Origin of the sequence: Sodalis sp. RH14 (genome assembly GCF_047324285.1) — a bacterium.
In the GTDB taxonomy this organism is placed as follows: Bacteria; Pseudomonadota; Gammaproteobacteria; order Enterobacterales; family Enterobacteriaceae; genus Acerihabitans.
Map to the genome: position 1 here is coordinate 3,216,296 of NZ_CP178739.1, position 25,675 is coordinate 3,241,970.

Genomic DNA, 25,675 nt, shown 5'->3' on the forward strand with positions numbered 1-25,675 from the left:
GTGACGGCGTCACAAAATGCCTCAGGCGGCGCCCGCCTGGGGTTTTGGCGTACCGCGGGGCGCGCGCCGGAAGGTTTTTTTGCCTGTCGCGCCGGTATTTCCCTTAGCAGCGGCAGGCGGCAGGCCGCGCAGTGACGGCGGCGCCGGCTGCTGTCGCGCCTGCTGGATAAGACTTTGCAGGGTAGCGGTCAGGGGCTGCATAAAATCCTCATAGCGGCACTGTTTTTCGCTGATTTTGGTCAGGGTCGCCTCCCAATGCGCGGTCATATCCGGGCTGGCGGCGCTGGGCGGCAGGGCATGGATCAGGCCGCGTCCCGTGGGGGTCGAGAGGATATTTCGCCCTTTTTTCACTAAAAACCCGCGGGTAAACAGCAGCTCGATAATGCCGGCGCGGGTGGCCTCGGTGCCCAGCCCGTCGGTGGCCCGCAGGATTTTTTTCAATTCCTTATCCTGCACAAACCGCGCGATACCGGTCATGGCGGACAACAGCGTCGCATCGTTGAACGGCCTCGGCGGCTGGGTCTCGCGGGACACCACTTCCCCCGACTCGCACAGCAGTTCATCCCCTTTCGCCACCACCGGCAGCGGCGTGCCGTCATTTTCCTCGTCGCGCTCCTTGCCGCCCAGCAGCGTGCGCCATCCTGCTTCCGCCAGAAAGCGCGCTTTGGCGACAAACTTGCCGCCGGCAATATCCAGATTGATCACGCAGCGGCGAAACATCGCATCGGCGCAAAACTGCATCAAATATTGCCGGGCCACCAGCGCATACACCTTATGCTCGTTCTCGGTGAGCGTCGTTTTGCCACCGCGGGCGGTGGGAATGATGGCATGATGCGCGTCCACCTTTTTATCATCCCAGGCGCGGTTTTTCTGGTCTTTATCCAGTGTTGCCTGCGTCATGAGGTCCGGCTGGTGGGCCTGGATGGCGTTAAGCACCGCCTGGCGCCCGGCAAAATGTTCTTCCGGCAGGTAACGGCAGTCCGAACGGGGATAGGTAATCAGCTTATGGGTCTCGTACAGGCGCTGGCAGACATCCAACACCTGCTGGGCGCTAAGTCCATAGCGCCTGGCCGCCTCGATTTGCAGGGTTGACAACGAGAACGGCAGCGGCGGCGCCTCGGCTTCCCGCTTATCCTGATACAGGGTTACGCGCGCCGGCTGGCCGGCGATACGGGTAACCACATGATCGGCCAGTGCGCGATGCAGCAGGCGTCCTTCCTCGTCCTGATAGGATTCGCAGGCCTCGCTGGGCACCCACAGGGCGACAAAGCGTTCTTGTGACGGTGTCACAATATGCGCCTTAACCTCAAAAAAGGTTTTCGGCACAAAGTTCTCGATTTCCTCATCGCGCTTGACCACCAGCCCCAGCACCGGCGTCTGCACGCGACCCACGGATAATACGCCTTGATAGCCGGCGTTGCGGCCCAGGAGGGTATAAGCGCGGGTCATATTGATGCCGTAAAGCCAATCGGCGCGCGCACGCGCCAGCGCGGAAACGCACAGCGGAATAAATTCGCGGTTTTCGCGCAGACGGGAAATAGCCTTGCTGACCGCCTGCGGATTGAGATCGTTGACCAGACAGCGTTTGGCATTGCGACGTTTATCCCCGCTCAGCGCCAGATAATCCAGCACCTCATCCACCAGCAGTTGGCCCTCGCGGTCCGGATCGCCGGCGTGGATCACTTCCGCGGCGTCGGCCAGCAGCTTTTTCACCACATTTAGCTGTTTTTGCACCGATGGCCGCGGCTGCAGCCGCCATTTTTGCGGCACGATAGGTAAATCGGTCAGCGACCAGCGGGCATAGCGGCTGTCATACGCGTCGGGCTGCGCCTGCTCAAGCAGATGACCGATACACCAGGTCACCACATGGTCCGGTCCGCAGGCTATATAGCCGTCTCCCCGGCGGTGGGGCTGCGGCAGGACATCGGCAATCGCCCGGGCCAGGCTGGGTTTTTCAGCAATAAAAAGCTGCATCGCGCACCCTCTATTTTACTCTTACACAGGCCGCCAGGGCCGGATCTACGGGCATCAGGATACCACTGTTGGCCAGGCCGCGCCACGCGCCGCCGGCGCGCGGCGCGGGCACATCGCGCAACGCCGGCCCGCCGGGAACGGCTAGAAGTGACGCACGAACGGCTCCGTATCCGGCGCCAGGATAGTGGTGGAGGCTTTCAACTGCGGGGTACCCAAATACAAAAAGCCGACGATCTCATCCTGTTCACGGCAGCCGAACGCCTGTTTCACAGCCGGCGCCGTCGCCCACAGGCCGGTGCGCCAGATGCCGTTGAAGCCTTGCGCCAGGGCGGCCATCTGCATCGCCTGCACTGCGCATCCCGCCGAAATGACCTGCTCCCATCGTGGAACTTTGGTCTGGGTATCGCACCAGGCCAGTACGGCGATAATCATCGGCGCCCTGAACGGCGCCTGCCGGGCTTTTTCAACGCCCTTTTCGTCCAGCCCGGCCTCAAGTGCCGACTGGTGCAGCAGTTCGCTAAAACGCGTACGCCCTTCCCCGTCGATGATGACAAAGCGCCACGGCTGCAGCGCGCCATGATCCGGGGCGCGCATGCCGGCGCGGATAATATTATCCAGGACGTCGCCGGCGGGCGCCGGCTCGGCAAGTCGTGACGCCGAACGCCGGTTTAACAAAAGTTCTAATGCATCCATTACCTTACTCCTGATGGTGGGCACGACCGCTACGGTAACATATGCCCTTGGTTGGAAACAGTATGACGCTTTTTAAGCGGATTTTTTCTTATCTTTAATGCTGACTTTTAGCGGGGGGATCTTTAGGATACCTGACAACACACTCTCATCGGCATCGTGACGACTATTCAGCCATCGTAACGTTGATGGTTAAACGTTGCTGAGTTGATTTTAGATTATGATTCCTGCACACGTAGTTTTTATGGAGCACACATGCGCACATTGTGGCGAATAATATCCGGCCCCTTCAGATGGTGCTGGCGTTTGTTAAATTTCATCCGCGAATTTATCCTGAACCTGTTTCTTATTTTCATTATTGTCGTCTGCGTAGGTATTTACCTGCAATTGCACCGGTCGGCGCCGGAGCCGGGCAAAGGCGCCTTACTGGTGGATCTTACCGGGGTGGTGGTCGAAAAGCCGTCGGTCAATAATAAATTACGGCAAATCGGCCGTGAATTACTGGGCGCATCCAGTAACCGTTTGCAGGAAAACTCATTGTTTGACGTGGTGGATATGCTGCGCCAGGCAAAATCCGATGGCAACATTACCGGCCTGGTGCTTTCGCTGAAGGATTTCGCCGGCGCGGACCAGGCCTCGCTGCAGTATATCGGTAAGGCGCTGCGCGAATTCCGCGACTCCGGCAAGCCGATCTATGCCGCCGGCGACAGCTACAACCAGGCGCAGTACTACCTGGCCAGCTTCGCCAATAAAATCTACCTTACGCCCCAGGGCGCGGTGGATCTTCATGGTCTGGCCACCAATAATCTGTATTACAAATCACTGCTGGATAAATTGAAGGTCAATACCCATATTTTCCGGGTCGGCACCTATAAATCCGCCGTGGAGCCGTTCCTGCGCGATGATATGTCCCCCGCCGCACGTTACGCCGACAGCCGCTGGCTCGGCCAGTTATGGCAGCACTATGTAGATACCGTGGCCGCAAACCGCCAGATCACGTCTGATCAGCTGTTCCCCGGCGCCCAGGCGATGGTGGCCGGCCTGCGGTCCGTCGACGGCGATACGGCGCAGTTCGCGCTGGCGAATAAGTGGGTCGATACCGTGGCCTCCCGTGTGGCCATCGAAGCGGAAATGACCAAGGCCTTTGGCTGGAACAAGCAAAAAAACGCGTTTAACGCCGTCAGTATTTATGATTACCAGACGCCGCGGCAACCGCAAAAAGGCGGCCAGATTGCGGTGATTTTCGCCAACGGCGCCATTATCGACGGCCCGGAAACCCCGGGGTCGGTCGGCGGCGACACGACCGCCGGCCAGATCCGCGACGCCAGGCTGGATCCCGATGTCAAGGCCATCGTCTTGCGGGTTAACAGTCCCGGCGGCAGCGTCAGCGCCTCCGAGATGATCCGTTCCGAGCTCGAGGCGGCGCGCGGCGCGGGTAAACCGGTGGTGGTTTCCATGGGCGGCATGGCCGCATCCGGCGGTTACTGGATTTCCACCCCGGCCAACTACATCATCGCCAGTCCCAGCACCCTCACCGGCTCGATCGGTATTTTCGGCGTTATCAACACCTTCGAGGATTCCCTGGGCAGCATAGGCGTCCATACCGATGGCGTCGCCACCTCGCCATTGGCCGATCTGTCGATGACCAAGGCGCTGCCGCCGGAATTTTCGCAGATGATGCAGCTCAACATCGAGAACGGCTACAAGAACTTTATTACGCTTGTGGGCAAGGCGCGGAACAAATCTCCCGAGGATGTCGATAAGATTGCCCAGGGTCATGTCTGGGTCGGCAGCGATGCCAAGACCAACGGCCTGGTCGATCAGTTGGGGGATTTTGACGACGCGGTGGCGAAAGCGGCCGAACTGGCGAAATTACAGCAATACTACCTGAACTGGTATCTGGATGAGCCGAGCCTGCTTGATATGGTCATGTCGCAAACCAGCGCCGCGGTTTATGCGCATCTGCCCGTCATGATCCAGGCGTTCCTGCCGGCGCCGGCCGCGCAGGTTTCCGCCCTGTTTTCCACCCAGGCCAACGCGTTTCCGAAATTGAACGACCCCCAGAACCGTTACGCCTATTGCCTTACCTGCGGTGACGTCCAATAACCTGGCCGCCCCAACCGATACCAGCCCCGTCCGGGGCTGGTGTTATTGCCTGCAGGACGTATAATTAGCGTATTATCCCGTCAACGCCTGTCCCTTCATGTCAAAAAAATCCATTTATGTTGCGTATACCGGCGGCACCATTGGTATGCAACGTTCCGAAAACGGTTATATCCCGGTCTCGGGGCATCTGCAGCGTCAGCTGGCCCTGATGCCGGAATTCTATCGCCCGGAAATGCCCGATTTCACCGTGCATGAATACACGCCGCTGATCGACTCCTCCGATATGACGCCCGACGATTGGCAACATATCGCCCAGGATGTCGCGGAAAATTATCATCGCTATGATGGGTTTGTTATTTTACACGGCACGGACACCATGGCGTTCACCGCCTCCGCGCTGTCGTTTATGCTGGAAAACCTGAATAAGCCGGTGATCGTCACCGGATCGCAGATCCCGCTGGAGGAACTGCGATCCGACGGCCAGACCAATCTGCTCAACGCGCTGTACCTGGCGGCCAACTATCCCGTGAATGAAGTCAGCCTGTTTTTTAACAATAAGATGTTTCGCGGCAACCGCGCCACCAAAGCCCACGCCGACGGTTTCGACGCGTTTGCCTCACCCAATTTGCCGCCGCTGCTGGAAGCGGGCATCCATATACGCCGCATGGCCTCCCCGCTGCCGCGCGGGGGCGACGGCGTGCTTATCAGTCATCCGATCACGCCGCAGCCGGTCGGGGTGGTCACGCTTTATCCCGGCATTTCCGCCGATGTGGTGGGCAATTTTTTACGCCAGCCGGTGAAAGCGCTGATCCTGCGCTCCTACGGCGTGGGCAACGCCCCGCAGCACCCGGCGCTGCTGGATGAATTGCGCCAGGCGGTGGCGCGCGGAAGCATCGTGGTCAACCTGACCCAATGTTTTTCCGGCCGGGTCGATATGGGCGGCTACGCTACCGGCAACGCCCTGGCGCGGGCCGGCGTTATCAGCGGATTTGATATGACCGTCGAGGCCACCCTGACCAAACTGCACTTTTTATTGAGCCAGTCGCTGCCGGCCGCCGATATTTGCCGTCTGATGCAGCAAAACCTGCGCGGGGAGTTAACCGTTAAAGAGTGAACGGGAGAGATCTATGAACAGCGCCTTACTGTTGATCGATTTACAAAATGATTTTTGCCCGGGCGGCGCGCTGGCGGTCGCCGAGGGAGACGCGGTGATAAGCGTCGCCAACCAGGCGATGGCCTTTTGCCGCCGGTCGGGTTTCCCGGTGGCGGCCTCGCTGGACTGGCATCCACGCCAGCACGGCAGTTTTGCGGTCAACGCCGGAGCCCGGGTGGGCGATACCGGCATGCTGGACGGTCTCAGCCAGGTATGGTGGCCGGTGCACTGCGTACAGGATACCCCCGGGGCGCAGTTGCACCCGCAGTTGCACCAGCAATGGATTGACAAGAAGATCCTCAAGGGCCGCCAGCCCGAGATAGACAGCTACAGCGCGTTTTTTGATAACGGCCATCGCCAGCAGACCGAACTGGATGACTGGCTGCGCGCCCTGGATATCACCCATCTGACGGTGATGGGGCTGGCGACCGACTATTGCGTAAAGTTCACCGTGCTTGACGCGCTGTCGCTGGGCTATCGCACCGACGTGCTCACCGAAGGATGCCGCGGCGTCAACCTGGACGCCGGCGACAGCCAAAGGGCGCTGGAGGAAATGCGCCGCCACGGCGCCAGGCTGGTGACCCTGGATGAGATGATGCGCGGCGTCTGAGCGCGAAGCGGCGCCGGCGAAGGATAGGCGTTTCCCGGCATGGTGACGCGGCCGCGCCTGCCGGGATGGCCGCGCTATTCGGGCTTGATACGCGCCACCGGTCGCCCGGTCAGCTCCTCAAGCAGCTCGCGCTTGCTTTTCATCACGATTTGCCCGTCGGTGCCGATGCTCATATGCTCCGGCTGATGATTATGACGCGCCTGCCACAGCATCACCATTTGCAGGCAGTTATCCTTTTGTTCGGCGGTCAGGGGAACGCCGTCGGGCCATTTGCCCAGTTCCACCGCCGTTTTCAGGCGCTGGTAGATGTCAGGCGTCAGGTTAGCCAGTAGCGCATCAACGTCCACGATTTATTCCTTATCATAAGAATAATTAGCTGAATCGATAAAGCTTGCCTCCGCCGGCAGCGATACGCGCGGGTGTGTTACATGCGAATCAGCCGTCGATTTCTTCGCCATTTTCCTGGTCCTTAAAACGCAGCGAAGCGGAGTTAACGCAAAAACGGGCGCCGCCGGGCTGCGGCCCGTCCGGGAATACGTGCCCGAGATGGGCATCGCAATTGCCGCAGCGGATCTCCACGCGATGCATACCATGGGAGTTGTCGTCCAGATAACGGATGGCGGACTCGTTAACCGGCTCGTAAAAACTCGGCCAGCCGCAGCCGGAGTCATATTTGGTTGCAGAAAAAAACAGCGGCGCGTTGCAGCACAGGCAGTGGTACTGGCCGGTGCGCTTATTTTCCAGCAACTTACCGCTATAAGGCGGCTCGGTGCCCCGCTCCTGCGTGACGTGGCGCTGCATATCGGTCAGATGGTCGGGGACGATGCGATCGGGATCATTTTTAGCCATACGTGCGATTCTCAGGCGGTGAATGAATGATAAGGGTTTTGAACCGGCTTATTATAACAAATAATTAACAACACCGGGATGATTTTTAGCTTAAACTAGAGGGCGAGAAACGACGTGAGCGGTAAGTGTGATGCATGTCACATTTAGCTGCCAGGTGCAGTTTAAATGGCGGGCTACGGCCCCCATCTTATTCGTAGCTGTGCGGGCGGCGGAACGGACAATTTACGTTCAAATGGTGTGATTACGTTTGATTTGCAGCAATAATTGACACGATTCCGCTTGACGCTGCGCGAGGTTTTTGTAAGTTTACAAGTAACCTTTTATTCACTAATAATTAGCTGGTGGAATATATGACTATCAAAGTAGGTATCAACGGTTTTGGCCGTATCGGCCGTATTGTTTTCCGTGCTGCGCAGGAACGTGACGATGTCGAAATCGTCGCCATCAATGACCTGTTAGACGCCGACTATATGGCTTACATGCTGAAGTATGATTCAACTCACGGTCGTTTCGACGGTACCGTGGAAGTGAAAGACGGCCATCTGGTTGTAAACGGCAAAACCATCCGTGTTACCGCTGAGAGAGATCCGGCTAACCTGAAATGGGGTGACGTTGGCGTTGACGTGGTTGCAGAAGCCACCGGCATCTTCCTGACCGACGAAACCGCCCGCAAGCACATCACCGCCGGCGCCAAGAAAGTGGTCCTGACGGGCCCTTCCAAGGACAATACCCCGATGTTCGTCATGGGCGTGAACCATAAATCCTATGATGGCCAGGATATCGTGTCCAACGCTTCCTGTACCACCAACTGCCTGGCGCCGCTGGCCAAAGTCCTTAACGATAAATTCGGTATCGTTGAAGCGCTGATGACCACCGTACACGCCACCACCGCAACGCAGAAAACCGTCGACGGCCCGTCCCATAAAGACTGGCGCGGCGGCCGCGGCGCGTCCCAGAACATCATTCCGTCCTCAACCGGCGCCGCCAAGGCCGTGGGTAAAGTTATCCCCGAGCTGAACGGTAAACTGACCGGCATGTCCTTCCGTGTTCCGACCCCGAACGTTTCCGTTGTCGATTTAACCGCGCGCATTGAAAAAAGCGCAACGTATGAAGAAATCTGCGCAGCGATGAAAGCAGCGTCCGAAGGCGAACTGAAAGGCGTAATGGGCTACACCGATGAAGACGTGGTTTCCACCGATTTCAACGGCGAAAAACTGACGTCGGTATTTGACGCCAAAGCCGGCATCGCGCTGAACAAGAATTTTGTAAAATTGGTAGCCTGGTACGATAACGAAACGGGTTATTCCAATAAAGTACTGGATCTGATTTCCCATATCGCCAAGTAATCATTGTCGATAAAGAACGGCTTATGGGGCGACAGCAATGTCGCCCTTTTTATTTGATTCCAATGCTTAACTTCACAAGGCTCATGTATGCATAACTCTGTTTTTGCGTTACCCGTCAAAGAGCAGCTCTCATCCTCCATCAGCTTGCGTCAGATGGATGAACTGCCGGTTATCGTCATCGATCATCCGCGCGTCAAGGCGGCGGTTACCCTGCAGGGCGCCCATCTGGTGGCCTGGCAGCCCGCAGGCGAAGAACCGGTGCTGTGGTTAAGCGACGGCAGCGAATTCAAGGATGGCGTGGCCATTCGCGGCGGCGTGCCCGTCTGCTGGCCCTGGTTCGGCAAGGTAGCCAGTCCCAACCATGGTTTTGCGCGTATCCTGCCCTGGCATCTCGACGTCCATCAGGAAAACGATCAGCAGGTCACCCTGTCCCTCAGCCTGCACGACAGCGCCGTTACCGAGCAATACTGGCCGAAACCCTTTACCCTGACCGCGACATTTGTCCTGGGCCGCACCTGCAGCATCGAACTGGAAGCCAAAGGCGATTTCCAGAACACCGCCGCCCTGCACAGCTATTTTAATATCAAGGATATTAACGACGTCAGCGTAAGCGGACTGGGCAACAGCTATATCGACAAGGTGAACGGCGGCGTTACCGCGCAACAGCAGGGCGACGTCACGTTCAGCGGCGAAGTGGATCGGGTATATACCCACCCGCAGGACATCAGCCTGATTAACGACCGGGGCAATAAACGCGTCATCGAAATCCATCATCACCACTACAGCGACGTGGTAGCCTGGAATCCCGGCGCGGAATTGGCGAAAAAAATCAGCGATATCACGGACGAGGGCTATAAAACCTATGTTTGCGTGGAAACCGCACGCGTCAATAAACCGCTGGTAGCCACGCCGGCCGCCCCCGCGCGCCTGGCGACGGTTATCAGCCTACGTAAAGCCTGACCGCGGCTTACGGCCCCATGGCGGCCAGGGCCGCCCACGCTAAACTGCAGCGAACTTGTTACCGGGAAAGCGTGCCGGTGGGGCCGGGCCGGTCCTCTCGGGTCGTCGCTAAGATCAGACGATATCCAGATGGGTTTTGCGCTGGGGCGCGGGAAACGCGCGATCCAATTCATCAAGGTGCGCCGCGCTCAATACCACCTCCAGCGCCCTGGCATTCTCCTTCACATGCGCCCGGCTTCCCGCCTTGGGAATAGCAATCACCCCCGGACGCCGTATCACCCATGCCAGTAACACCTGGGCCGGCGTAAGCGCCAGTTCGCCGGCGATACGCTGTACCGCCTGATTGTCCATCAACCCGTTACGCAGCTTGCCGGCCTGCGCCAGCGGACAGTATGCCATCACCGGCATTCCCCGTTCCTGGCACCACGGCAGCAGATCGTACTCAATACCGCGCGAGGCCAGATGGTACAACACCTGATCCGTCATACAGGCATCGCCGCCCGGCAGCGACCACAGTTCCTCCATATCCGCCACGTCCAGGTTCGACACGCCCCAACGTTTGATCTTTCCCGCCTGGCGCAGCGTCTCCATGGCGGCGATGGTATCGGACAACGGAATGCCGCCGCGCCAGTGCAATAAATACAGATCAAGATAATCGGTTTGCAGACGGCGCAGGCTGTTTTCGCATGCCGCCTGCGCCTTGGCGCCACCGGCATTCTGCGGATAGACCTTCGACACCAGGAACACCTCTTCGCGCCGGCCCTGTATCGCCCGGCCCACCACGCGCTCCGCGCCGCCGTCGGCGTACATTTCGGCGGTATCAATCAGGCTCAGCCCCAGGTCGAGTCCATACTGCAACGCGCGCGTCTCAGCCTGGATATCGCTGGACCGTTCGCCCATATACCAGGTGCCCTGACCTATCGCGGGCAGGGTATGCCCATCGGGAAAAATCACCTGTTTACTGGCCATAGTTCCTCCTGTTGTATAAAACACCGCGGGCGCACCTGATTGGTGCGCCCGCGCATAAATGCACCCCAATGAAGCATGGTGCGCACCATTTAAAAGCGGTAGGTCATCCCTACCCCGATAAGCGTCGTCGCGCTGGCATTCACCATCGGACTATCTTTCACTTCATCGCTCAACCGGGTATAGCGCGCCATCAGCGAGGCATTCCAGTTTTCGTTCAACGCGTAAACCGCCGTCAGCTCCAGGTACGGCGACCATCCGTCGTCGGCCTGGTATTCCGCCAAGCCGCTGCGCCTGGATTCATGCCGGCTGACGCCATAATAGTAATCGTTCTGGTTATCGCTTGCCCAGTTGGCGCCGATGCCGGGCAACAGGGTCAACCGGTCGAATGTAAAAGGATAAAGATAAGCGAGATCGGCGGTAAATCCATCGCTGTTATCCAGGATATCGCCCAGATAGGATGCGCGAACTATGCCCCATTGCGCCGTATACTTATAGCGCAGCCCCGCCATGGCGGTTCCGCGCCGCTTATCCAACTGCTTCATATAGCCGTAATCATTGTCGCTGGGCTTGAAGCCGAACGGCGAATATTCGGCCGTCAGCGACAGCTGGTTCTGCGCATCCTTCCACAGATAATAGCCGGCGCTCAGGCCTTGCAGGTAGACGCTGTCCCCGTCATAGTTAATGATGGGAAACGGGATTGTTCTGTCGTCGGCGCCTTTATAAGGGCTGGTGGCGTGCAGCGCGGATGCGCCCACGGACCAGGTGCCGGCCATTGCCACCGGGGCGCAGAGGCCCAGGGCTACCGCGAGACTCAGTAAGGATAATGGGTGAGTTTTCACAATGGATGCTTCCCGTAGTGTTAAAAAAACGAACAAACCGCAATATAAACGTGAAGTGTAAAGTAAACCAACGCCGTTTGCCGATTATTTACAGAAAAGAACAATTAACGTCTAAATTATATCCTAATTTTATATACACTATGCCAAAATCGGTCCACAGCCCTACAGGCCGCGCCACACAGGGCTTTGGTAAAAAAACGTTAACTGAGTCATTGATATATCTTAAAAAAAGCGGTAACACATAAATGACATTTGCCAGATGCCAACTAAACTTTATTATAGAGAAAGGTTTTTCCTGAGAGCGGTAACAATAAAGTGCAAACAAAGTTGGCATAGTGGTTGCTGTACTTAGGAGAGATCGATTTTTTCAGGAGCACTAAATACTTATCCTAGCTCCTTTTTAACCTGTGCTAATAACGAAGGACGGGCATCGCTATGAACATATTTGACCAGTATCGTCAGCGCTACGAAGCTGCCAAGGACGAAGAGTTCACACTGCAGGAATTCCTTACCATCTGCCGCCAGGATCGCAGCGCATTCGCCAACGCGGCGGAAAGACTGTTAATGGCCATCGGTGAGCCGGTCATGGTCGACACCGCCCAGGAGCCACCGCTTTCCCGACTGTTTTCCAACCGCGTTATAGCACGCTACCCCGCCTTTGAAGAATTTTACGGCATGGAAGAGGCTATTGAGCAAATCGTGTCATATCTCAGGCACGCGGCCCAGGGACTGGAAGAAAAGAAACAGATCCTGTACCTGCTCGGACCGGTTGGCGGCGGTAAATCTTCCCTGGCCGAGCGTCTCAAGGCGCTGATGCAGCGGGTGCCCATCTACATCCTGAGCGCCAACGGCGAGCGCAGCCCGGTCAACGATCATCCGTTATGCCTGTTCAACCCGCAGGAAGACGCCAACATCCTCGAAAAAGAGTATAGCGTGCCGCGCCGCTATCTCGGCACCATCATGTCGCCGTGGGCGGCCAAACGCCTGCACGAGTTCGGCGGTGATATCACCCGTTTTAAAGTGGTCAAGGTCTGGCCGTCCATTCTAGAGCAGATAGCCATCGCCAAGACCGAGCCGGGCGATGAGAACAACCAGGACATCTCCGCCCTGGTCGGTAAAGTCGATATCCGCAAACTGGAGGACCACGCCCAGAACGATCCCGACGCCTATGGCTATTCCGGCGCCCTTTGCCGCTCCAACCAGGGCATCATGGAATTCGTCGAAATGTTCAAGGCGCCGATCAAGGTGCTGCATCCCCTGCTGACCGCCACCCAGGAAGGGAACTATAACGGTACCGAAGGTATCGCCGCGCTGCCGTTCAACGGCATCATTCTCGCCCACTCCAACGAATCGGAATGGGTGCAGTTCCGCAACAATAAAAACAACGAGGCGTTCCTTGACCGTGTCTACATCGTCAAAGTGCCTTATTGCCTGCGGGTTTCGCAGGAAATCAAGATCTACGAAAAACTGTTGGTCAATAGTGAGCTGTCGGAGTCGCCCTGCGCGCCGGGCACGCTGGAAACGCTGGCCCGTTTCTCCATTCTTTCACGGCTGAAAGAACCGGAAAACTCCAGTATCTACTCCAAAATGCGCATCTATGACGGCGAGAGCCTGAAAGATACCGACCCGAAGGCAAAATCCTATCAGGAATACCGTGATTACGCGGGGGTCGACGAAGGCATGAACGGCTTATCCACCCGCTTCGCCTTTAAAATCTTGTCGCGGGTATTCAACTTTGATCACGGCGAGGTAGCGGCTAACCCGGTACACTTATTTTATATCCTGGAACAGCAAATTGAACGCGAGCAGTTTCCGCAGGATATTGCCGAAAAATATCTCGAACATCTCAAGGGTTATTTGATTCCTAAATATGCCGAGTTTATCGGTAAGGAGATTCAAACCGCTTATCTCGAATCCTATTCCGAATATGGTCAAAATATATTTGACCGGTACGTGTCCTATGCCGATTTCTGGATCCAGGACCAGGAATACCGCGATCCTGATACCGGACAGTTATTCGATCGGGAAGCACTGAATGCGGAATTGGAAAAAATTGAAAAACCGGCGGGCATCAGCAACCCGAAAGATTTCCGTAACGAAATCGTCAACTTCGTGCTGCGGGCCCGCGCCAACAATAACGGACGTAATCCTAACTGGACCAGTTATGAAAAATTGCGCACCGTTATTGAGAAAAAAATGTTCTCCAACACCGAAGAGTTGTTGCCTGTTATTTCATTTAATGCGAAAACATCTACCGATGAGCAGAAAAAACATGACGACTTTGTGGATCGCATGATGGAAAAGGGTTATACCCGCAAACAGGTGCGCCTGTTATGTGAATGGTATCTGCGGGTGAGGAAATCGTCTTGATCGCAGTAGCCGACATTGTCGTCACGCCGCCGCATTTGTGCTGCGGCGTGGCTGGCCGTAGTGGCTTATTGTCGAGGATTTCGGCATAAGTAAAGCTGGTGGACAATGTCGCCCGGAGGAAATATATGGCCTACTTTATTGACCGACGACTTAACGGCAAGAACAAAAGCATGGTGAACCGCCAGCGCTTTTTACGCCGCTATAAGTCGCAAATCAAACAGTCGATTGCCGGGGCCATCAACAAGCGTTCGGTTACCGATATAGAAAGCGGGGAATCGGTGTCGATTCCCAATACTGATATCAATGAGCCTATTTTCCATCAGGGACGTGGGGGCATGCGCCATCGGGTGCATCCCGGCAACGATCACTTTATCCAGAACGACCGCATTGAGCGTCCGCCCGCGGGCGGGGGCGGCGGCAGCGGCCAGGGCAATGCCAGCCAGGACGGCGAAGGCGAGGATGAATTCGTCTTTCAAATCTCGAAAGACGAATACCTCGACCTGCTGTTTGAGGACCTGGCGCTGCCCAATCTGCAAAAAAACCAGCATAAGCAGCTGAATGAGTACAAGACGCACCGTTCCGGCTATACGTCCACCGGCGTGCCGGCCAATATCAGCGTGGTGCGTTCGCTGCAAAACTCCTTAGTGCGGCGCACCGCCATGACCGCCGGCAAACGCCGCAGCATCCGGGAGCTCGAGGAGGAGCTGGCCATGCTCGCCAACAGCGAGCCGGCCCAATTGCTGGAGGAGGAGCGGATCCATAAGGAGATAGCGGAGCTGCGGCAGAAAATCGCCCGGGTACCGTTTATCGATACTTTTGATTTGCGTTATAAAAATTTCGAAAGGCGCGCCGAACCGTCAAGCCAGGCGGTCATGTTCTGTCTGATGGATGTGTCGGGTTCGATGGATCAGGCCACCAAGGATATGGCGAAGCGGTTTTATATCCTGCTGTATCTGTTTCTCAGCCGGACCTATAAAAACGTCGACGTGGTCTACATCCGTCATCACACCCAGGCCAAGGAAGTGGATGAGCATGAGTTTTTCTACTCCCAGGAAACCGGCGGCACCATTGTCTCCAGCGCGCTGAAGCTGATGGAAGAGGTGGTGAAGGAACGTTATGACCCCGCGCAGTGGAATATCTACGCCGCGCAGGCCTCCGACGGCGATAACTGGGCGGACGATTCGCCGCTGTGCCACGAACTGCTGGCCGGCAAGCTATTGCCGATGGTGCGGTATTATAGCTATATCGAGATCACCCGCCGGGCGCATCAAACCCTGTGGCGGGAATATGAAGATCTGCAGGCCAAATATGACAATTTTGCCATGCAGCATATCCGCGATCAGGAAGATATCTATCCGGTATTCAGGGAATTGTTCCATAAACAGGTTAACGAAAGATAAACGCAACTGTAGGTAAATCAGCCAGACTGCGGTTTTATTCTGGCTGATTTAGGTTTTGCCCCGCCCCGTTGCCACAACGCCCGTTGCCAGGCGTAGCTCCCGCCTCAGTGATGCCCTTCGCGGTAGATTTCGATGCGATCCCGGCCGTTTTGTTTCGCCAGATATAACGCGTTGTCGGCTTTTTTAATTAAGCGCTCATAATCCGGATGGCCGTCGAATATGCAAAGGCCGACGCTCACCGTCAGGGTGATATTGCCGCCGTCCGCCGGCTGGACCGGCCGCTCCGCGATGCGGTTGCGAATGGTGTTCAGTATGGAAACCGCCTGGCTTTCGGACGTTTCCACAAACAGCAGCATAAATTCCTCCCCGCCGTAACGAAAAACATAATCGCTGCTGCGTACGCTCTCATAGAGGGTCACGGCAATTTTTTTCAGCGCCGCATCCCCGGCATCATGACCAAAGCTGTCGTTAATGCTTTTGAAATAGTCGACATCCAGTATGGCGATGACAAACGGCGTGCCGGAGCGCATCGCCAGGGCGATTTCCCGGCGCAGTATGGTGGGAATAAAGCGCCGGTTCAGCAGATTGGTCAGGGGATCTTTGCCATTTTCAAATTTCGCCAGCTCGTCGAACAGCGTCGCCAGCAGCGTGCTGATCTGCTTTACCTGGTTACGCACGGTGCGAAGCAGGGTGTGACGCAGTTCCGCTACCGCCACCCGATCGGCGCTGTAGGAGGCAATAAACGCGTCGGCGCCGGCCAACAATCCCTCGATGGCGGCGACTTCGTCAACGGATTCAAACACGTGCCGTCCTTTGTGCTGAAACCACAGCCCGAATTCCGCGTCTGCCAGCGGCACGATCTCCGCCAGGGGAAGACCGGTGGCGATGTTGTAGATAAACTGGTTTTCCCAGTTCAGCAACGCCGCAAGCTGGCGCTCCCGTTCCACATGGACGTTGTCGAGAATGGAGAATAAGCGGAAATTCTCCTTGTCCTTGGTGGTATTTTCATGGGACCGGGAATACGCCGTGGTCATGACTTCGATAGCCATATCCATAGCCAGGGATGAAAAGCGCATGGCGTCGTAACATAAGGCCAAATCGGTAATATCGCGCCGCAGAAGGATATAAAGGGATCTTTTGGCACGTCGGGCGCCGCGCGCCACCAGATCAATGGGGATGCCGATGCGGGCATGCACGTCGCCGACCTTACGCTGGACGCTGATCAATGCCGGCAGATCGGCGGCGGAACTGCTCAATACCGCCTTTAGCCATTGAACCAGCGTGGCATGCAGACGATCCTTGACCTGCTGGCTGGAAAGAAATAGCCGGGCGCTATCATCCCCCAGCATATAATCATAAAAATCGTCCACCAATAAATCAATATCTTCATTTTTCAATGAAATTAATAGCTTATGTGCGGCCTCGCTGGTGATGGCAATCAAATCCTGCCATTCCTTCACGATCAGCATGTCGTAATATTGCCCGTCAAATTTCATCGGAATTTTTATTCAGTAATTCATTATCAGCGGTAATTTATAGTAACATGAATGAAAAACCCAGGCATGCGCCATAGCATGGGCGCTCCATTCAGACCCCCTTGTCCAGCCGCCGGCCGATGTCGATGATTATCCCGGCACGGCCATGGCATAAAACCCTTTGCGTCGATTTTTAGCCATTATCCCGCGTATTGGACGTGAAATGCCTAAAAACAGCCTTTTGGCAAAAAACGGCTTTGTGGTTGGCGTGAAAGGAGGTAGTTTGAAAGCCCCCTCCATGCATAAACAGCGGCACCCATCACCGCCCGGCAATATTGTCTGGAACAGTAGCCTCATATTTCCGTTCAGGATGAGCGGGAGCCGGCGAAAACAATAAAGGAGAGTTAGGTTGGACAGCAGCACCATCATCAGTTTATTTATTATTGGCTCTATTTTAGTGGGCGGCAGCATCCTGCTGAGTTCCCTCTCTTCCCGTTTGGGTATTCCAATCCTGGTTATTTTCCTGGCCATCGGCATGTTGGCCGGGGTGGACGGTATCGGCGGCATCGGTTTCGATAATTATCCGGTCGCCTACCTCATCAGCAACCTGGCGCTGGCGGTGATATTACTCGACGGCGGCATGCGCACCCGCGCCACCTCGTTTCGCGTGGCGCTGTGGCCCGCGCTGTCGCTGGCGACTGTGGGCGTACTGATTACCGCCGGACTGACCGGCATGGTGGCGGCCTGGCTATTTCACCTCAACCTGATAGAAGGGTTGTTGCTCGGCGCCATCGTCGGTTCCACCGACGCCGCCGCGGTATTCTCGCTGCTGGGCGACAAAGGCCTGAACGAGCGCGTCAACGCCACGCTTGAAATTGAGTCCGGCAGCAATGATCCCATGGCGGTGTTTTTGACCATTACGCTTATCTCGATGATCCAGGGACATGAATCTCATTTAAGCTGGATGTTCCTGGTGCATTTGATCCAGCAGTTCGGCCTGGGGATGTTGTTCGGCCTGGGCGGCGGCTGGCTGCTGCTGCAAACCATTAACCGAATTTCCCTGGCCCCGGGACTGTATCCGCTGCTGGCGGTAAGCGGCGGCATCATGATTTTCTCCCTGACCACGGCGTTGGAAGGCAGCGGCATTCTGGCGGTCTATCTCTGCGGCTTTTTATTGGGCAACCGGCCGATCCGCAACCGACACGGTATTTTGCAAACCTTCGACGGCATGGCCTGGTTAAGCCAGATCGGCATGTTTTTGGTGCTGGGGTTGTTGGTGACGCCCAGCGATTTGTGGATGATTGCGGTGCCGGCGCTGATCTTGTCGCTCTGGCTGATGCTGGTCGCCCGTCCGTTATCCATTTGGGTCGGGTTGCTGCCCTTTCGCAACTTTACCGCCCGGGAGCGGGTATTTCTCTCCTGGGTGGGCCTGCGCGGCGCCGTACCGATCATCCTGGCGGTATTCCCGATGATGGCCGGCCTGGACCACGCGCGCCTGTATTTTAACGTCGCGTTTTTTATCGTATTGATTTCACTTTTGCTGCAGGGAACGTCGCTGGGTTTTGCCGCCAGGCTGGCTAAGGTGGTGGTGCCGCCCACCGCCAAGCCTATCAACCGGGTGGGCATGGATATCCATCCCGAAAATCCCTGGGAACAGTTTATTTACCAGCTTAATGAGGATAACTGGTGTGTCGGCGCCGCGCTGCGCGATATGAAAATGCCCAAGCACACCCGTATCGCCGCGTTGTTTCGCGATAACGTGATGTTGCACCCCACCGGCAACACCCGGTTGAAAGAGGGCGATGTACTGTGCGTTATCGGCCGGGAACGGGATTTGCCGGCGCTGGGCAGGCTGTTCAGCCAGTCGCCGCCGGTGGCGTTGGATCAGCGTTTTTTCGGCGATTTTATTCTCGAGGCCAATGCCAGGCTGGAAGACGTGGCGGCCATCTATGGCCTCGATCTGCATGAGAAAGTGGAACATGAGCTGACGCTGGGCGCCTTTGTGATGCAATTATTGGGCGGCGGCGAACCGGTGGTGGGCGATAACGTCGTCTCGGAAGGATTGGTGTGGACCATCGCCGAAAAAGACGATCAGAAAGTGAGTAAAATCGGTATTAAAATCGCCGAAGAGCAGGTTTAACGGCGCCGCGGCAACGCAAAAACGTCGCCATCTGCCCGGATGGGCCGGTGCCAGCGCCGTCGGCACGGCGGACGGGGGCGTCAATCCAGGGATTCGGTGGCGGCGTAGATTTTGGTCAGCACCTGCATGGCAACCTGGATATCCTGTTCGGTCACGTTTTCCAAGATCTCCTTACCGATGGCATCGGCTTCCATGCGCACTTTTTCGTACAATGCCTTGCCTTCGGCGGTGACCACCAGCAATTTCTTGCGCCGGTCCTGGGCGGTGGGAATGCGCTGAACCAAATCCAGCTTCACCAGGCGGTCTATCATGGAGACGATAGTGGCGCCTTCGACGCCGAGGATCAGCGCCAGTTCGCTTTGCGACAGCGGCGACTGCGCGCCGGCTATCGCCGCCACCGCCACCCAGCTGGCCTGGCTGAGCCCGAGATATTTCAAACGCCGGTCAATCGCCATGCGCAATGCCCTGGAAGTCAAATGCAACAATTTGGAAAAACTTTTATATTCCGTTTTCATAAAGGCGGGTAACAACATCAGAAACAATGTGACAAAAATTATCATATATTAGCCTGGATGACCATTTTTCCTCTTTCCTTGCCCGCCGGCTGCCCCTATTCTTAAGCTCGTTCTTAATATGTGCTTATAGATGCGAAAATTTCTGCTGCTGTTGCTGTCATTAGTATTGCTGGGTCCGCTGGGTATCGATCTCTATTTGCCCGTGATCCCGGGCATCGCCAAAGGACTGGGTACTCCGGAGTCCCTGATCCAGTCCACTATCCCGCTGTTTATCCTGGTCATGGGCGTCGGTCAGCTGCTTACCGGCCCCCTGGTGGATTATTTCGGCCGCCGGCCCATGGCGCTGGCGGGCGTGGCGCTGTACGGCCTGGGGGCCGCCATGGCGGCCCTGGCCCAACTGCCCGCGGTGTTCCTGTGCTCGCGGGTGTTGCAGGGCCTGGCGGTATGCTGTACCACCGTCGCCTTGTTCAGCTGCGTGCGCGACCGGCTCAACGGCGACGACGCGGCCCGCGCCTTCAGCTTCCTGAACGGCACGCTGAATATCGTGCCGGCGCTGGCCCCGCTGGCCGGCGGGCTGCTGGCCGAGTGGTTCGGCTGGCGCGCGCCCTTCTGGGCGCTGACTGCTTATGCCCTGGTGGTGCTGGCGTTGATTGCCCGGGGATTGCCGGAAACGCGCCCGGGCAATACCCTGCGCCGCCTGGGCCTGCCGGTGAACGCCTATCTGGCGATCCTCGGTCAGCGGCGGTTTCGGGTGTTTTCCCTGGTCAATACCGGCGCCATGGCGATGGCGCTGACCTATGTGTCGCTTTCATCCCAGGTGCTGATGGGGGTGGCCCACTTGACGCCGCTGCAGTTTTCGCTGGCCTTCGGCGCCAATGGGGGCTGGATTATGCTGGTCAGCGTCATCGCCAACCGGGTGATCCGCAAAGCGGGCCGCCCCGCCTGCCTGGCCATCGGTACCCTGCTGATGGGTCTGGGCAGCCTGACGTTGCTGACCAGCGTCGCCTGGACGCCGCTGATATGGCAAACCCACTGGCTGAGCTATATGCTGCCGGTGGCGATAGCCTGTTCCGGACTGGCCTTTCTGTTGGGCCCCGCCGCCAGCTACGCGCTGGAGCCGTATCCCGACCAGGCGGGCGTGGCGGCCGCGCTGAACGGCTTTGTCCAGATGGCGGGCGCGGCCGCCATCAGCCTGGCGTTTATCGCCCTGCCGCTGCCGCCGCGCCTGTCGCTGTCGTTGGTGATGTTATTGGGCGCGGTATTTGCCGGCCTCGCCCGCCTGCATACCCGGCGCTTGTCGGGGAGGCTGACGTCATTGCCGCGATAGCACCGGCGGCGGCGGCCCCGCCGCGCGCTCGTCAGGCCATTTTCGGCTCCACGCCCGCCCTGAAATTGCCGTCATAGCGGGCGACCGATAAATCGTCATAGGGAATCTCCGGCCGCGCGCCGCTCATGATATCCGCCAGCAGCCGCCCCGACCCGCAGGCCATGGTCCAGCCGAGCGTGCCGTGTCCGGTGTTGAGATACAGGTTTTTCACCGGCGTGGCCCCGACGATGGGCGTGCCGTCCGGCGTCATCGGGCGCAGTCCGGTCCAGAATGTGGCCTGTTCGATATGGCCGCCGAACGGAAAAAGATCGCGCACCACCATTTCCAGCGTGTCGCGCCGGGCTTTTTCCAGGCCGGTGTTGAAACCGACGATTTCCGCCATGCCGCCCACCCGGATACGCCGATCAAAGCGGGTGACGGCTATTTTATAGGTTTCATCCAGGACCGTGGATACCGGCGCGCCCTGTTCATCGGCCAGGGGGATGGTCAGCGAATAGCCCTTCAGCGGATAGACGGGTATGTCGATCAGATCGCGCAGCATGGCGGTGGAATACGAACCCAGCGCCATCACATACGCATCGGCCTGCAGCAGCTCGCCGTCGCAGACGACCCCGGCCACCAGGTTGCCGGTGCGCATCAGGCCGGTAATAGAGCAATTATACTGAAATTCAACGCCCTGCGCGGCGGCCATGGCGGCCAGACGCTGGGTAAACAGCTGGCAATCGCCGGTTTCATCGTTAGGCAGCCGCAGCCCGCCGCTAAGCTTATGGGCCACGCCCGCCAGCGCCGGTTCGACGCCGGCCAGCTGATGGGCTTCCAGCAGGGCGAAAGGGACGCCTTCATCGCGCAGCACGGCGATATCCCTGGCGGCGGCGGCATACTGCTGGTCGGTGCGAAACAGCTGCAGCGTGCCGCCCTGGCGGCCTTCATAGGCGATACCGGTTTCGTCGCGCAGCGCCTTGAGGCAATCACGGCTGTATTCCGCCAGGCGCACCATGCGGCTTTTATTAATATAATAATGGTGGCTGTCGCAGTTACGCAGCATTTGCCACATCCAGCGCAACTGGTGATCGCTGGCTTTCAGCCGGATAGCCAGCGGCGCATGGCGCTGAAACATCCATTTTATAGCCTTTAACGGTACGCCCGGCGCGGCCCATGGCGCGGCATAACCGGGGGAAATCTGTCCGGCGTTGCCGGCGCTGGTTTCCTGCGCCGGTCCGGGCTGCCGGTCAAGCACCCGCACTTCATGCCCCGCCCGGGCAAGATACCACGCGCTTGCCACGCCGATAACGCCACTACCCAGAATGATGACCCGCATGATTATCCAATCCTATGGCGCCCATTGCGCAGCACAATAATAATGTAGTAGGGGAGAAAAAACGGTTAACCGGCCAGCGTTTCCTTGGCCGGCGCAAGCCGCGACATTGCTGTTAGCCCATCCTAAAATACTCAGCCGTGGGGTTATTTCAAGGGCAATACGCCATTAACCGGGGATAATCGCGCCGGGATTAAATTTGGCGCGGCGCCTGCGTCATTTTCATCTTGCACTAGGATTAATTATAAGCCAGCATGATGAAGTGCTGTCTGTAACGATGAGGTGCGCTGATGACGATTTCTCTTGACGAAAGTTTTAAGGATACCACTTGTCTTAGCGATGGACCCGACTGGACATTTGAGCTGCTGCAGGATTATCTGGACGAGATCGACCGGGTGGCGAAGCTTTATCGGCTGGACACCTACCCCCACCAGATAGAAGTGATCACCTCCGAGCAAATGATGGACGCCTATTCCAGCGTCGGCATGCCGATTAATTATACCCATTGGTCGTTCGGCAAAAAATTTATCGAGACTGAACAACGTTACAAGCAGGGCCAGCAAGGGTTGGCGTATGAAATTGTCATTAACTCCAACCCTTGTATTGCCTATTTGATGGAAGAAAACACCATGACCATGCAGGCGCTGGTCATGGCGCATGCGTGTTACGGCCATAATTCTTTTTTCAAAAATAACTATTTATTCCGCAGTTGGACCGATGCCAGCTCCATCGTCGATTATCTCATCTTCGCCCGCGGCTATATTACCAAATGCGAGGAACGCTACGGCGTCGAGCAGGTGGAGCAACTGCTCGATTCCTGCCATGCGCTGATGAACCACGGCGTCGATCGTTATAAACGTCCGCAGAAAATCTCGCTGCAGGAAGAAAAATCGCGGCAAAAGAGCCGCGAGGAATATTTGCAAAGCCAGGTTAACGAACTGTGGCGCACCCTGCCCCGGCGCGAAAAAGAAGAGTTGCCGGCCCAGGCCAGCCGCTATCCCCATGAGCCGCAGGAAAACCTGCTGTACTTTATGGAGAAAAACGCCCCGCTGCTCGAGCCCTGGCAGCGTGAGATCCTGCGCATCGTGCGCAAGGTCAGCCAATATTTTTATCCGCAGAAACAAACCCAGGTAATGAACGAAGGCTGGGCCACCTTCTGGCACTACACCATTCTTAACCATCTCTATGATGAGAAAAAAGTCACCGATCGTTTTATGCTGGAGTTTCTGCACAGCCACACCAACGTCGTCTACCAGCCGCCCTATAACAGTCCGTATTACAGCGGCATCAACCCTTATGCGTTAGGGTTCGCCATGTTCCAGGATATCAAACGCATCTGCCAGTCGCCGACGGACGAAGATAAGCACTGGTTCCCGGATATCGCCGGCAGCGACTGGCTGGAGACCTTGCATTTCGCCATGCATAATTTCAAGGATGAGAGTTTTATCAGCCAGTTCCTGTCGCCGAAAATCATGCGCGATTTCCGTTTGTTTACGGTATTGGATGACGACCACAATAATTATCTGGAAATTGCCGCCATTCATAACGAGGAGGGCTACCGGGCCATACGCCAGGAGCTTTCATCGCAATATAACCTGAGCAACCTGGAGCCGGATATCCAGATTTGGAATGTCGATCTGCGCGGCGACCGCTCGTTGACACTGCGCTATACGCCGCAAAACCGCGCGCCGCTGGCTAAAAGCCGGCGCGAAGTGATGAAGCATATTCATCGGCTGTGGAGTTTTGATGTCTATATGGAACAGGTCAATGACGATGGCAATATTGAGTTGATTGAACGCTGTCCGCCGCGGTCTATACCGCTGTGATGGCATGGGCGCCGTCTTGTAGAGGCGCCGCGTTTCCAATAGCGCGGCTACGCTTTATCGTCTGTATTCTTTTCCCATAACATTCCAAACGCATACCGACGTGTGCGCGCCGGCCGGAAACGGTTCTGCGGGCCTGTCAGGCGTTGAGGTTAACGCCTGAATTCGGCGATATCGCGCGGAATGGCGGACTGCATGCTGCTCCAGATGACGCCGCTTTCATTACCGTAGTGGCGGACCAGATCGATAACCTGATCGTACAGGCCGTCGCGGCACAGCGCCGCCAGATGCGTGTAAAAGTTACGCGCCAGCTCGCGGGCCTGGGGATTGGAGAAATAATAACGTCCCACCCGCAGGTACATGCCTTTCAGGCCGTTCAGGATCAGGCCATATATAGGATTGCCCGACGCATAGGCCAGCTCGTGGAAAATACGGTAATCCATTTCGGTGAAGGCATCCGCCTGATCCTCCAGGTCTTTCGCCTGGGCCAGCACGTTCTGCGCCTTATCCGGATAAAAGCGTATCGCCATGCGGATAAAGATCGAGGCGATATTGGTGCGCACCGACAATAAATTATCAATCAGCTGCGGCACGCTGTCATGGTCCAGGCGGGCCAGGGTTTCCAGGATATTCAACCCGGAGGTTTCCCAGACATTATTCACCCGGGTGGGCTTGCCGTGCTGGATTGTCAGCCAGCCGTCACGCGCCAGCCGCTGCAGCACTTCCCGCAGGGTGGTGCGCGTAACGCCTATCACATCGGACAGTTCGCGCTCCGCGGGCAGGATTGAACCTGGCGGGAAATGATTGTTCCAAATACTCTCAATCAGATACTCCTCCGCAAAACCGGCAGGACTCTGCGCCTTAATGACCATAATGTTATGTTCCGTAGCAGCATGCGTATGTGAGCTAAAAACGGCCTAATGATATCAGAACGCGTGAACCCGATATACAGCGTTAAGGGATAGTAACAGCAAAACCCTGCCATATCCGGCAATAAAATGTCATGTCCGCCGCATTACCGGCGGGGTTTTCCTCCCACTGCGCATAACGGCCTTATTCGGCATGATTCCGCTGCGGCGATTCCCGCGCAGGCGGCACGACAAAATAGCAGCGGAAAAAGCAGAACACCATCAGATTGAATAAAAGGGAAACAAGTATGATATCAAGTGGCATATTCCTAAAAAAGAGGCTGGCTTCTGGCTTTAATTGATTTAAACTGCCTGTTTAAAAGCAACCAACCGGCCTGGATAATAATGTATGTTGCAATTCTTTAACCGCTGCTCAAGAGGGCGTGGTGCCTGGGTATTGCTGGCGCTTACCGCCTTCGCCCTGGAGCTGGTGGCGCTTTATTTCCAGCATGTCATGTTATTAAAACCCTGTGTACTGTGCATTTACCAGCGCTGCGCGCTGTTCGGCATTATGGGTGCCGGCATCGTCGGCGCCGTCGCGCCGTCGACGCCCCTGCGCTACGGTGCGCTAATTATTTGGCTCTACAGCGCCTGGGAAGGCCTGATGCTGGCGATGAAGCATACGGATATCCAGCTTAATCCCTCGCCGTTTGTCACCTGTGATTTTTTTGTCAGCTTCCCCTCCTGGCTGCCCTTGGATAAATGGCTGCCGTCCGTATTCAGCGCCACCGGTGATTGCGCGGTCAGACAATGGCATTTTATGTCCCTGGAGATGCCGCAGTGGATGATCGTGATTTTTGGCGCTTATCTCCTGGTCGGCGTGCTGGTCCTGATCGCCCAGCCGTTTCGCCCCAAAAAACGCGACCTGTTTAACCGTTAACCGGAAATCGACCGCCGTGCCTTCAG

Annotated in this window: 21 protein-coding genes; 11 read left to right on the forward strand and 10 right to left on the reverse strand. The window is 56.8% G+C overall.

The features are described from left to right. Positions 1-21: 21 nt before the first annotated feature. Positions 22-1,974, reverse strand: a complete 1,953-nt coding sequence (locus ACL2XQ_RS14635) for a DNA topoisomerase III (RefSeq protein WP_413739366.1) — start codon at positions 1,972-1,974, stop codon at positions 22-24. A 141-nt stretch (positions 1,975-2,115) separates the two neighbouring features. Beyond that, complete coding sequence (locus tag ACL2XQ_RS14640; RefSeq protein ID WP_410015259.1) at positions 2,116-2,667, reverse strand: NAD(P)H nitroreductase; 552 nt, start codon at positions 2,665-2,667, stop codon at positions 2,116-2,118. Positions 2,668-2,919: 252 nt separating this feature from the next. Here ACL2XQ_RS14640 and sppA point away from each other — a divergent pair, with 252 nt between their 5' ends. The 3 genes from sppA to pncA all read left to right on the forward strand — a co-directional run bounded on the left by sppA (position 2,920) and on the right by pncA (position 6,533). Further along, the gene (gene sppA / locus ACL2XQ_RS14645; RefSeq protein ID WP_413739367.1) at positions 2,920-4,770 is read left to right on the forward strand and encodes a signal peptide peptidase SppA; all 1,851 of its coding nucleotides are present in this window, start codon (positions 2,920-2,922) and stop codon (positions 4,768-4,770) included. 97 nt (positions 4,771-4,867) lie between these two features. Continuing rightward, positions 4,868-5,884 (forward strand): asparaginase, encoded by a 1,017-nt coding sequence (ansA, locus tag ACL2XQ_RS14650; RefSeq protein ID WP_413739368.1) that lies wholly within the window; start codon positions 4,868-4,870, stop codon positions 5,882-5,884. A 13-nt stretch (positions 5,885-5,897) separates the two neighbouring features. Continuing rightward, a complete protein-coding gene (gene pncA, locus ACL2XQ_RS14655) occupies positions 5,898-6,533 on the forward strand; it encodes a bifunctional nicotinamidase/pyrazinamidase (protein ID WP_410015261.1) in 636 nt (211 codons plus the stop codon). 74 nt (positions 6,534-6,607) lie between these two features. Here the strand turns inward: pncA and ACL2XQ_RS14660 are convergent, their stop codons facing one another. Both ACL2XQ_RS14660 and msrB read right to left on the reverse strand, forming a co-directional pair. Beyond that, entirely contained in the window at positions 6,608-6,880 is a 273-nt protein-coding gene (locus ACL2XQ_RS14660; RefSeq protein ID WP_410015262.1) for a YeaC family protein, read from the reverse strand. Between the two features lie 88 nt (positions 6,881-6,968). Then, a complete protein-coding gene (gene msrB, locus ACL2XQ_RS14665; protein ID WP_410015263.1) occupies positions 6,969-7,382 on the reverse strand; it encodes a peptide-methionine (R)-S-oxide reductase MsrB in 414 nt (137 codons plus the stop codon). Positions 7,383-7,732: 350 nt separating this feature from the next. Here msrB and gapA point away from each other — a divergent pair, with 350 nt between their 5' ends. After that, complete coding sequence (gene gapA / locus ACL2XQ_RS14670) at positions 7,733-8,728, forward strand: glyceraldehyde-3-phosphate dehydrogenase (RefSeq protein WP_410015264.1); 996 nt, start codon at positions 7,733-7,735, stop codon at positions 8,726-8,728. 87 nt (positions 8,729-8,815) lie between these two features. After that, on the forward strand, positions 8,816-9,688 hold the full coding sequence (locus ACL2XQ_RS14675; protein WP_413739369.1) for a D-hexose-6-phosphate mutarotase: 873 nt from the start codon (positions 8,816-8,818) through the stop codon (positions 9,686-9,688). A gap of 114 nt (positions 9,689-9,802) precedes the next feature. Here ACL2XQ_RS14675 and ACL2XQ_RS14680 read toward each other — a convergent pair whose 3' ends face one another. Both ACL2XQ_RS14680 and ACL2XQ_RS14685 read right to left on the reverse strand, forming a co-directional pair. Then, entirely contained in the window at positions 9,803-10,657 is an 855-nt protein-coding gene (locus tag ACL2XQ_RS14680) for an aldo/keto reductase (protein ID WP_413730491.1), read from the reverse strand. 89 nt (positions 10,658-10,746) lie between these two features. Then, positions 10,747-11,496, reverse strand: coding sequence for a MipA/OmpV family protein (locus tag ACL2XQ_RS14685; RefSeq protein ID WP_410015267.1), 750 nt, complete (start codon positions 11,494-11,496; stop codon positions 10,747-10,749). A gap of 435 nt (positions 11,497-11,931) precedes the next feature. Between ACL2XQ_RS14685 and ACL2XQ_RS14690 the strand changes: the two genes are divergently transcribed. Both ACL2XQ_RS14690 and ACL2XQ_RS14695 read left to right on the forward strand, forming a co-directional pair. Next, complete coding sequence (locus tag ACL2XQ_RS14690; protein WP_410015268.1) at positions 11,932-13,866, forward strand: PrkA family serine protein kinase; 1,935 nt, start codon at positions 11,932-11,934, stop codon at positions 13,864-13,866. A gap of 125 nt (positions 13,867-13,991) precedes the next feature. Beyond that, positions 13,992-15,266 (forward strand): YeaH/YhbH family protein, encoded by a 1,275-nt coding sequence (locus ACL2XQ_RS14695; protein ID WP_410015269.1) that lies wholly within the window; start codon positions 13,992-13,994, stop codon positions 15,264-15,266. 104 nt (positions 15,267-15,370) lie between these two features. Here ACL2XQ_RS14695 and ACL2XQ_RS14700 read toward each other — a convergent pair whose 3' ends face one another. After that, positions 15,371-16,762: a diguanylate cyclase gene (locus tag ACL2XQ_RS14700; protein ID WP_413732846.1), complete on the reverse strand. Its 1,392-nt coding sequence runs from the start codon at positions 16,760-16,762 to the stop codon at positions 15,371-15,373. Between the two features lie 388 nt (positions 16,763-17,150). Between ACL2XQ_RS14700 and ACL2XQ_RS14705 the strand changes: the two genes are divergently transcribed. Then, positions 17,151-18,881, forward strand: coding sequence for a potassium/proton antiporter (locus tag ACL2XQ_RS14705; RefSeq protein WP_410015271.1), 1,731 nt, complete (start codon positions 17,151-17,153; stop codon positions 18,879-18,881). An 80-nt stretch (positions 18,882-18,961) separates the two neighbouring features. Here ACL2XQ_RS14705 and ACL2XQ_RS14710 read toward each other — a convergent pair whose 3' ends face one another. Beyond that, on the reverse strand, positions 18,962-19,396 hold the full coding sequence (locus tag ACL2XQ_RS14710) for a MarR family winged helix-turn-helix transcriptional regulator (RefSeq protein WP_410016557.1): 435 nt from the start codon (positions 19,394-19,396) through the stop codon (positions 18,962-18,964). A gap of 130 nt (positions 19,397-19,526) precedes the next feature. On the opposite strand from ACL2XQ_RS14710, the gene ACL2XQ_RS14715 reads away from it, so the two are divergent. Next, complete coding sequence (locus tag ACL2XQ_RS14715; protein WP_413739370.1) at positions 19,527-20,723, forward strand: multidrug effflux MFS transporter; 1,197 nt, start codon at positions 19,527-19,529, stop codon at positions 20,721-20,723. Between the two features lie 31 nt (positions 20,724-20,754). Here the strand turns inward: ACL2XQ_RS14715 and ACL2XQ_RS14720 are convergent, their stop codons facing one another. Continuing rightward, positions 20,755-22,041 carry a D-amino acid dehydrogenase gene (locus tag ACL2XQ_RS14720; protein ID WP_413739371.1) on the reverse strand — a complete coding sequence of 429 codons (1,287 nt, stop codon included), beginning with the start codon at positions 22,039-22,041 and terminating at the stop codon, positions 20,755-20,757. A 287-nt stretch (positions 22,042-22,328) separates the two neighbouring features. On the opposite strand from ACL2XQ_RS14720, the gene ACL2XQ_RS14725 reads away from it, so the two are divergent. After that, positions 22,329-23,864: a SpoVR family protein gene (locus tag ACL2XQ_RS14725; RefSeq protein ID WP_410015274.1), complete on the forward strand. Its 1,536-nt coding sequence runs from the start codon at positions 22,329-22,331 to the stop codon at positions 23,862-23,864. A 149-nt stretch (positions 23,865-24,013) separates the two neighbouring features. Here ACL2XQ_RS14725 and fadR read toward each other — a convergent pair whose 3' ends face one another. Continuing rightward, positions 24,014-24,733 (reverse strand): fatty acid metabolism transcriptional regulator FadR, encoded by a 720-nt coding sequence (gene fadR, locus ACL2XQ_RS14730; protein ID WP_413722768.1) that lies wholly within the window; start codon positions 24,731-24,733, stop codon positions 24,014-24,016. Positions 24,734-25,118: 385 nt separating this feature from the next. On the opposite strand from fadR, the gene dsbB reads away from it, so the two are divergent. After that, on the forward strand, positions 25,119-25,649 hold the full coding sequence (dsbB, locus tag ACL2XQ_RS14735) for a disulfide bond formation protein DsbB (RefSeq protein ID WP_410015276.1): 531 nt from the start codon (positions 25,119-25,121) through the stop codon (positions 25,647-25,649). Positions 25,650-25,675 lie beyond the last annotated feature (26 nt).

Excerpts from the sequence above, each read along its gene's own strand:
- ACL2XQ_RS14635 (WP_413739366.1), bottom strand. The coding sequence starts at position 1,974 with ATGCAGCTTTTTATTGCTGAAAAACCCAGCCTGGCCCGGGCGATTGCC.
- ACL2XQ_RS14640 (WP_410015259.1), bottom strand. The coding sequence starts at position 2,667 with ATGGATGCATTAGAACTTTTGTTAAACCGGCGTTCGGCGTCACGACTT.
- sppA (WP_413739367.1), top strand. The coding sequence starts at position 2,920 with ATGCGCACATTGTGGCGAATAATATCCGGCCCCTTCAGATGGTGCTGG.
- ansA (WP_413739368.1), top strand. The coding sequence starts at position 4,868 with ATGTCAAAAAAATCCATTTATGTTGCGTATACCGGCGGCACCATTGGT.
- pncA (WP_410015261.1), top strand. The coding sequence starts at position 5,898 with ATGAACAGCGCCTTACTGTTGATCGATTTACAAAATGATTTTTGCCCG.
- msrB (WP_410015263.1), bottom strand. The coding sequence starts at position 7,382 with ATGGCTAAAAATGATCCCGATCGCATCGTCCCCGACCATCTGACCGAT.
- gapA (WP_410015264.1), top strand. The coding sequence starts at position 7,733 with ATGACTATCAAAGTAGGTATCAACGGTTTTGGCCGTATCGGCCGTATT.
- ACL2XQ_RS14675 (WP_413739369.1), top strand. The coding sequence starts at position 8,816 with ATGCATAACTCTGTTTTTGCGTTACCCGTCAAAGAGCAGCTCTCATCC.
- ACL2XQ_RS14680 (WP_413730491.1), bottom strand. The coding sequence starts at position 10,657 with ATGGCCAGTAAACAGGTGATTTTTCCCGATGGGCATACCCTGCCCGCG.
- ACL2XQ_RS14690 (WP_410015268.1), top strand. The coding sequence starts at position 11,932 with ATGAACATATTTGACCAGTATCGTCAGCGCTACGAAGCTGCCAAGGAC.
- ACL2XQ_RS14695 (WP_410015269.1), top strand. The coding sequence starts at position 13,992 with ATGGCCTACTTTATTGACCGACGACTTAACGGCAAGAACAAAAGCATG.
- ACL2XQ_RS14700 (WP_413732846.1), bottom strand. The coding sequence starts at position 16,762 with ATGAAATTTGACGGGCAATATTACGACATGCTGATCGTGAAGGAATGG.
- ACL2XQ_RS14710 (WP_410016557.1), bottom strand. The coding sequence starts at position 19,396 with ATGAAAACGGAATATAAAAGTTTTTCCAAATTGTTGCATTTGACTTCC.
- ACL2XQ_RS14715 (WP_413739370.1), top strand. The coding sequence starts at position 19,527 with ATGCGAAAATTTCTGCTGCTGTTGCTGTCATTAGTATTGCTGGGTCCG.
- ACL2XQ_RS14720 (WP_413739371.1), bottom strand. The coding sequence starts at position 22,041 with ATGCGGGTCATCATTCTGGGTAGTGGCGTTATCGGCGTGGCAAGCGCG.
- ACL2XQ_RS14725 (WP_410015274.1), top strand. The coding sequence starts at position 22,329 with ATGACGATTTCTCTTGACGAAAGTTTTAAGGATACCACTTGTCTTAGC.
- fadR (WP_413722768.1), bottom strand. The coding sequence starts at position 24,733 with ATGGTCATTAAGGCGCAGAGTCCTGCCGGTTTTGCGGAGGAGTATCTG.
- dsbB (WP_410015276.1), top strand. The coding sequence starts at position 25,119 with ATGTTGCAATTCTTTAACCGCTGCTCAAGAGGGCGTGGTGCCTGGGTA.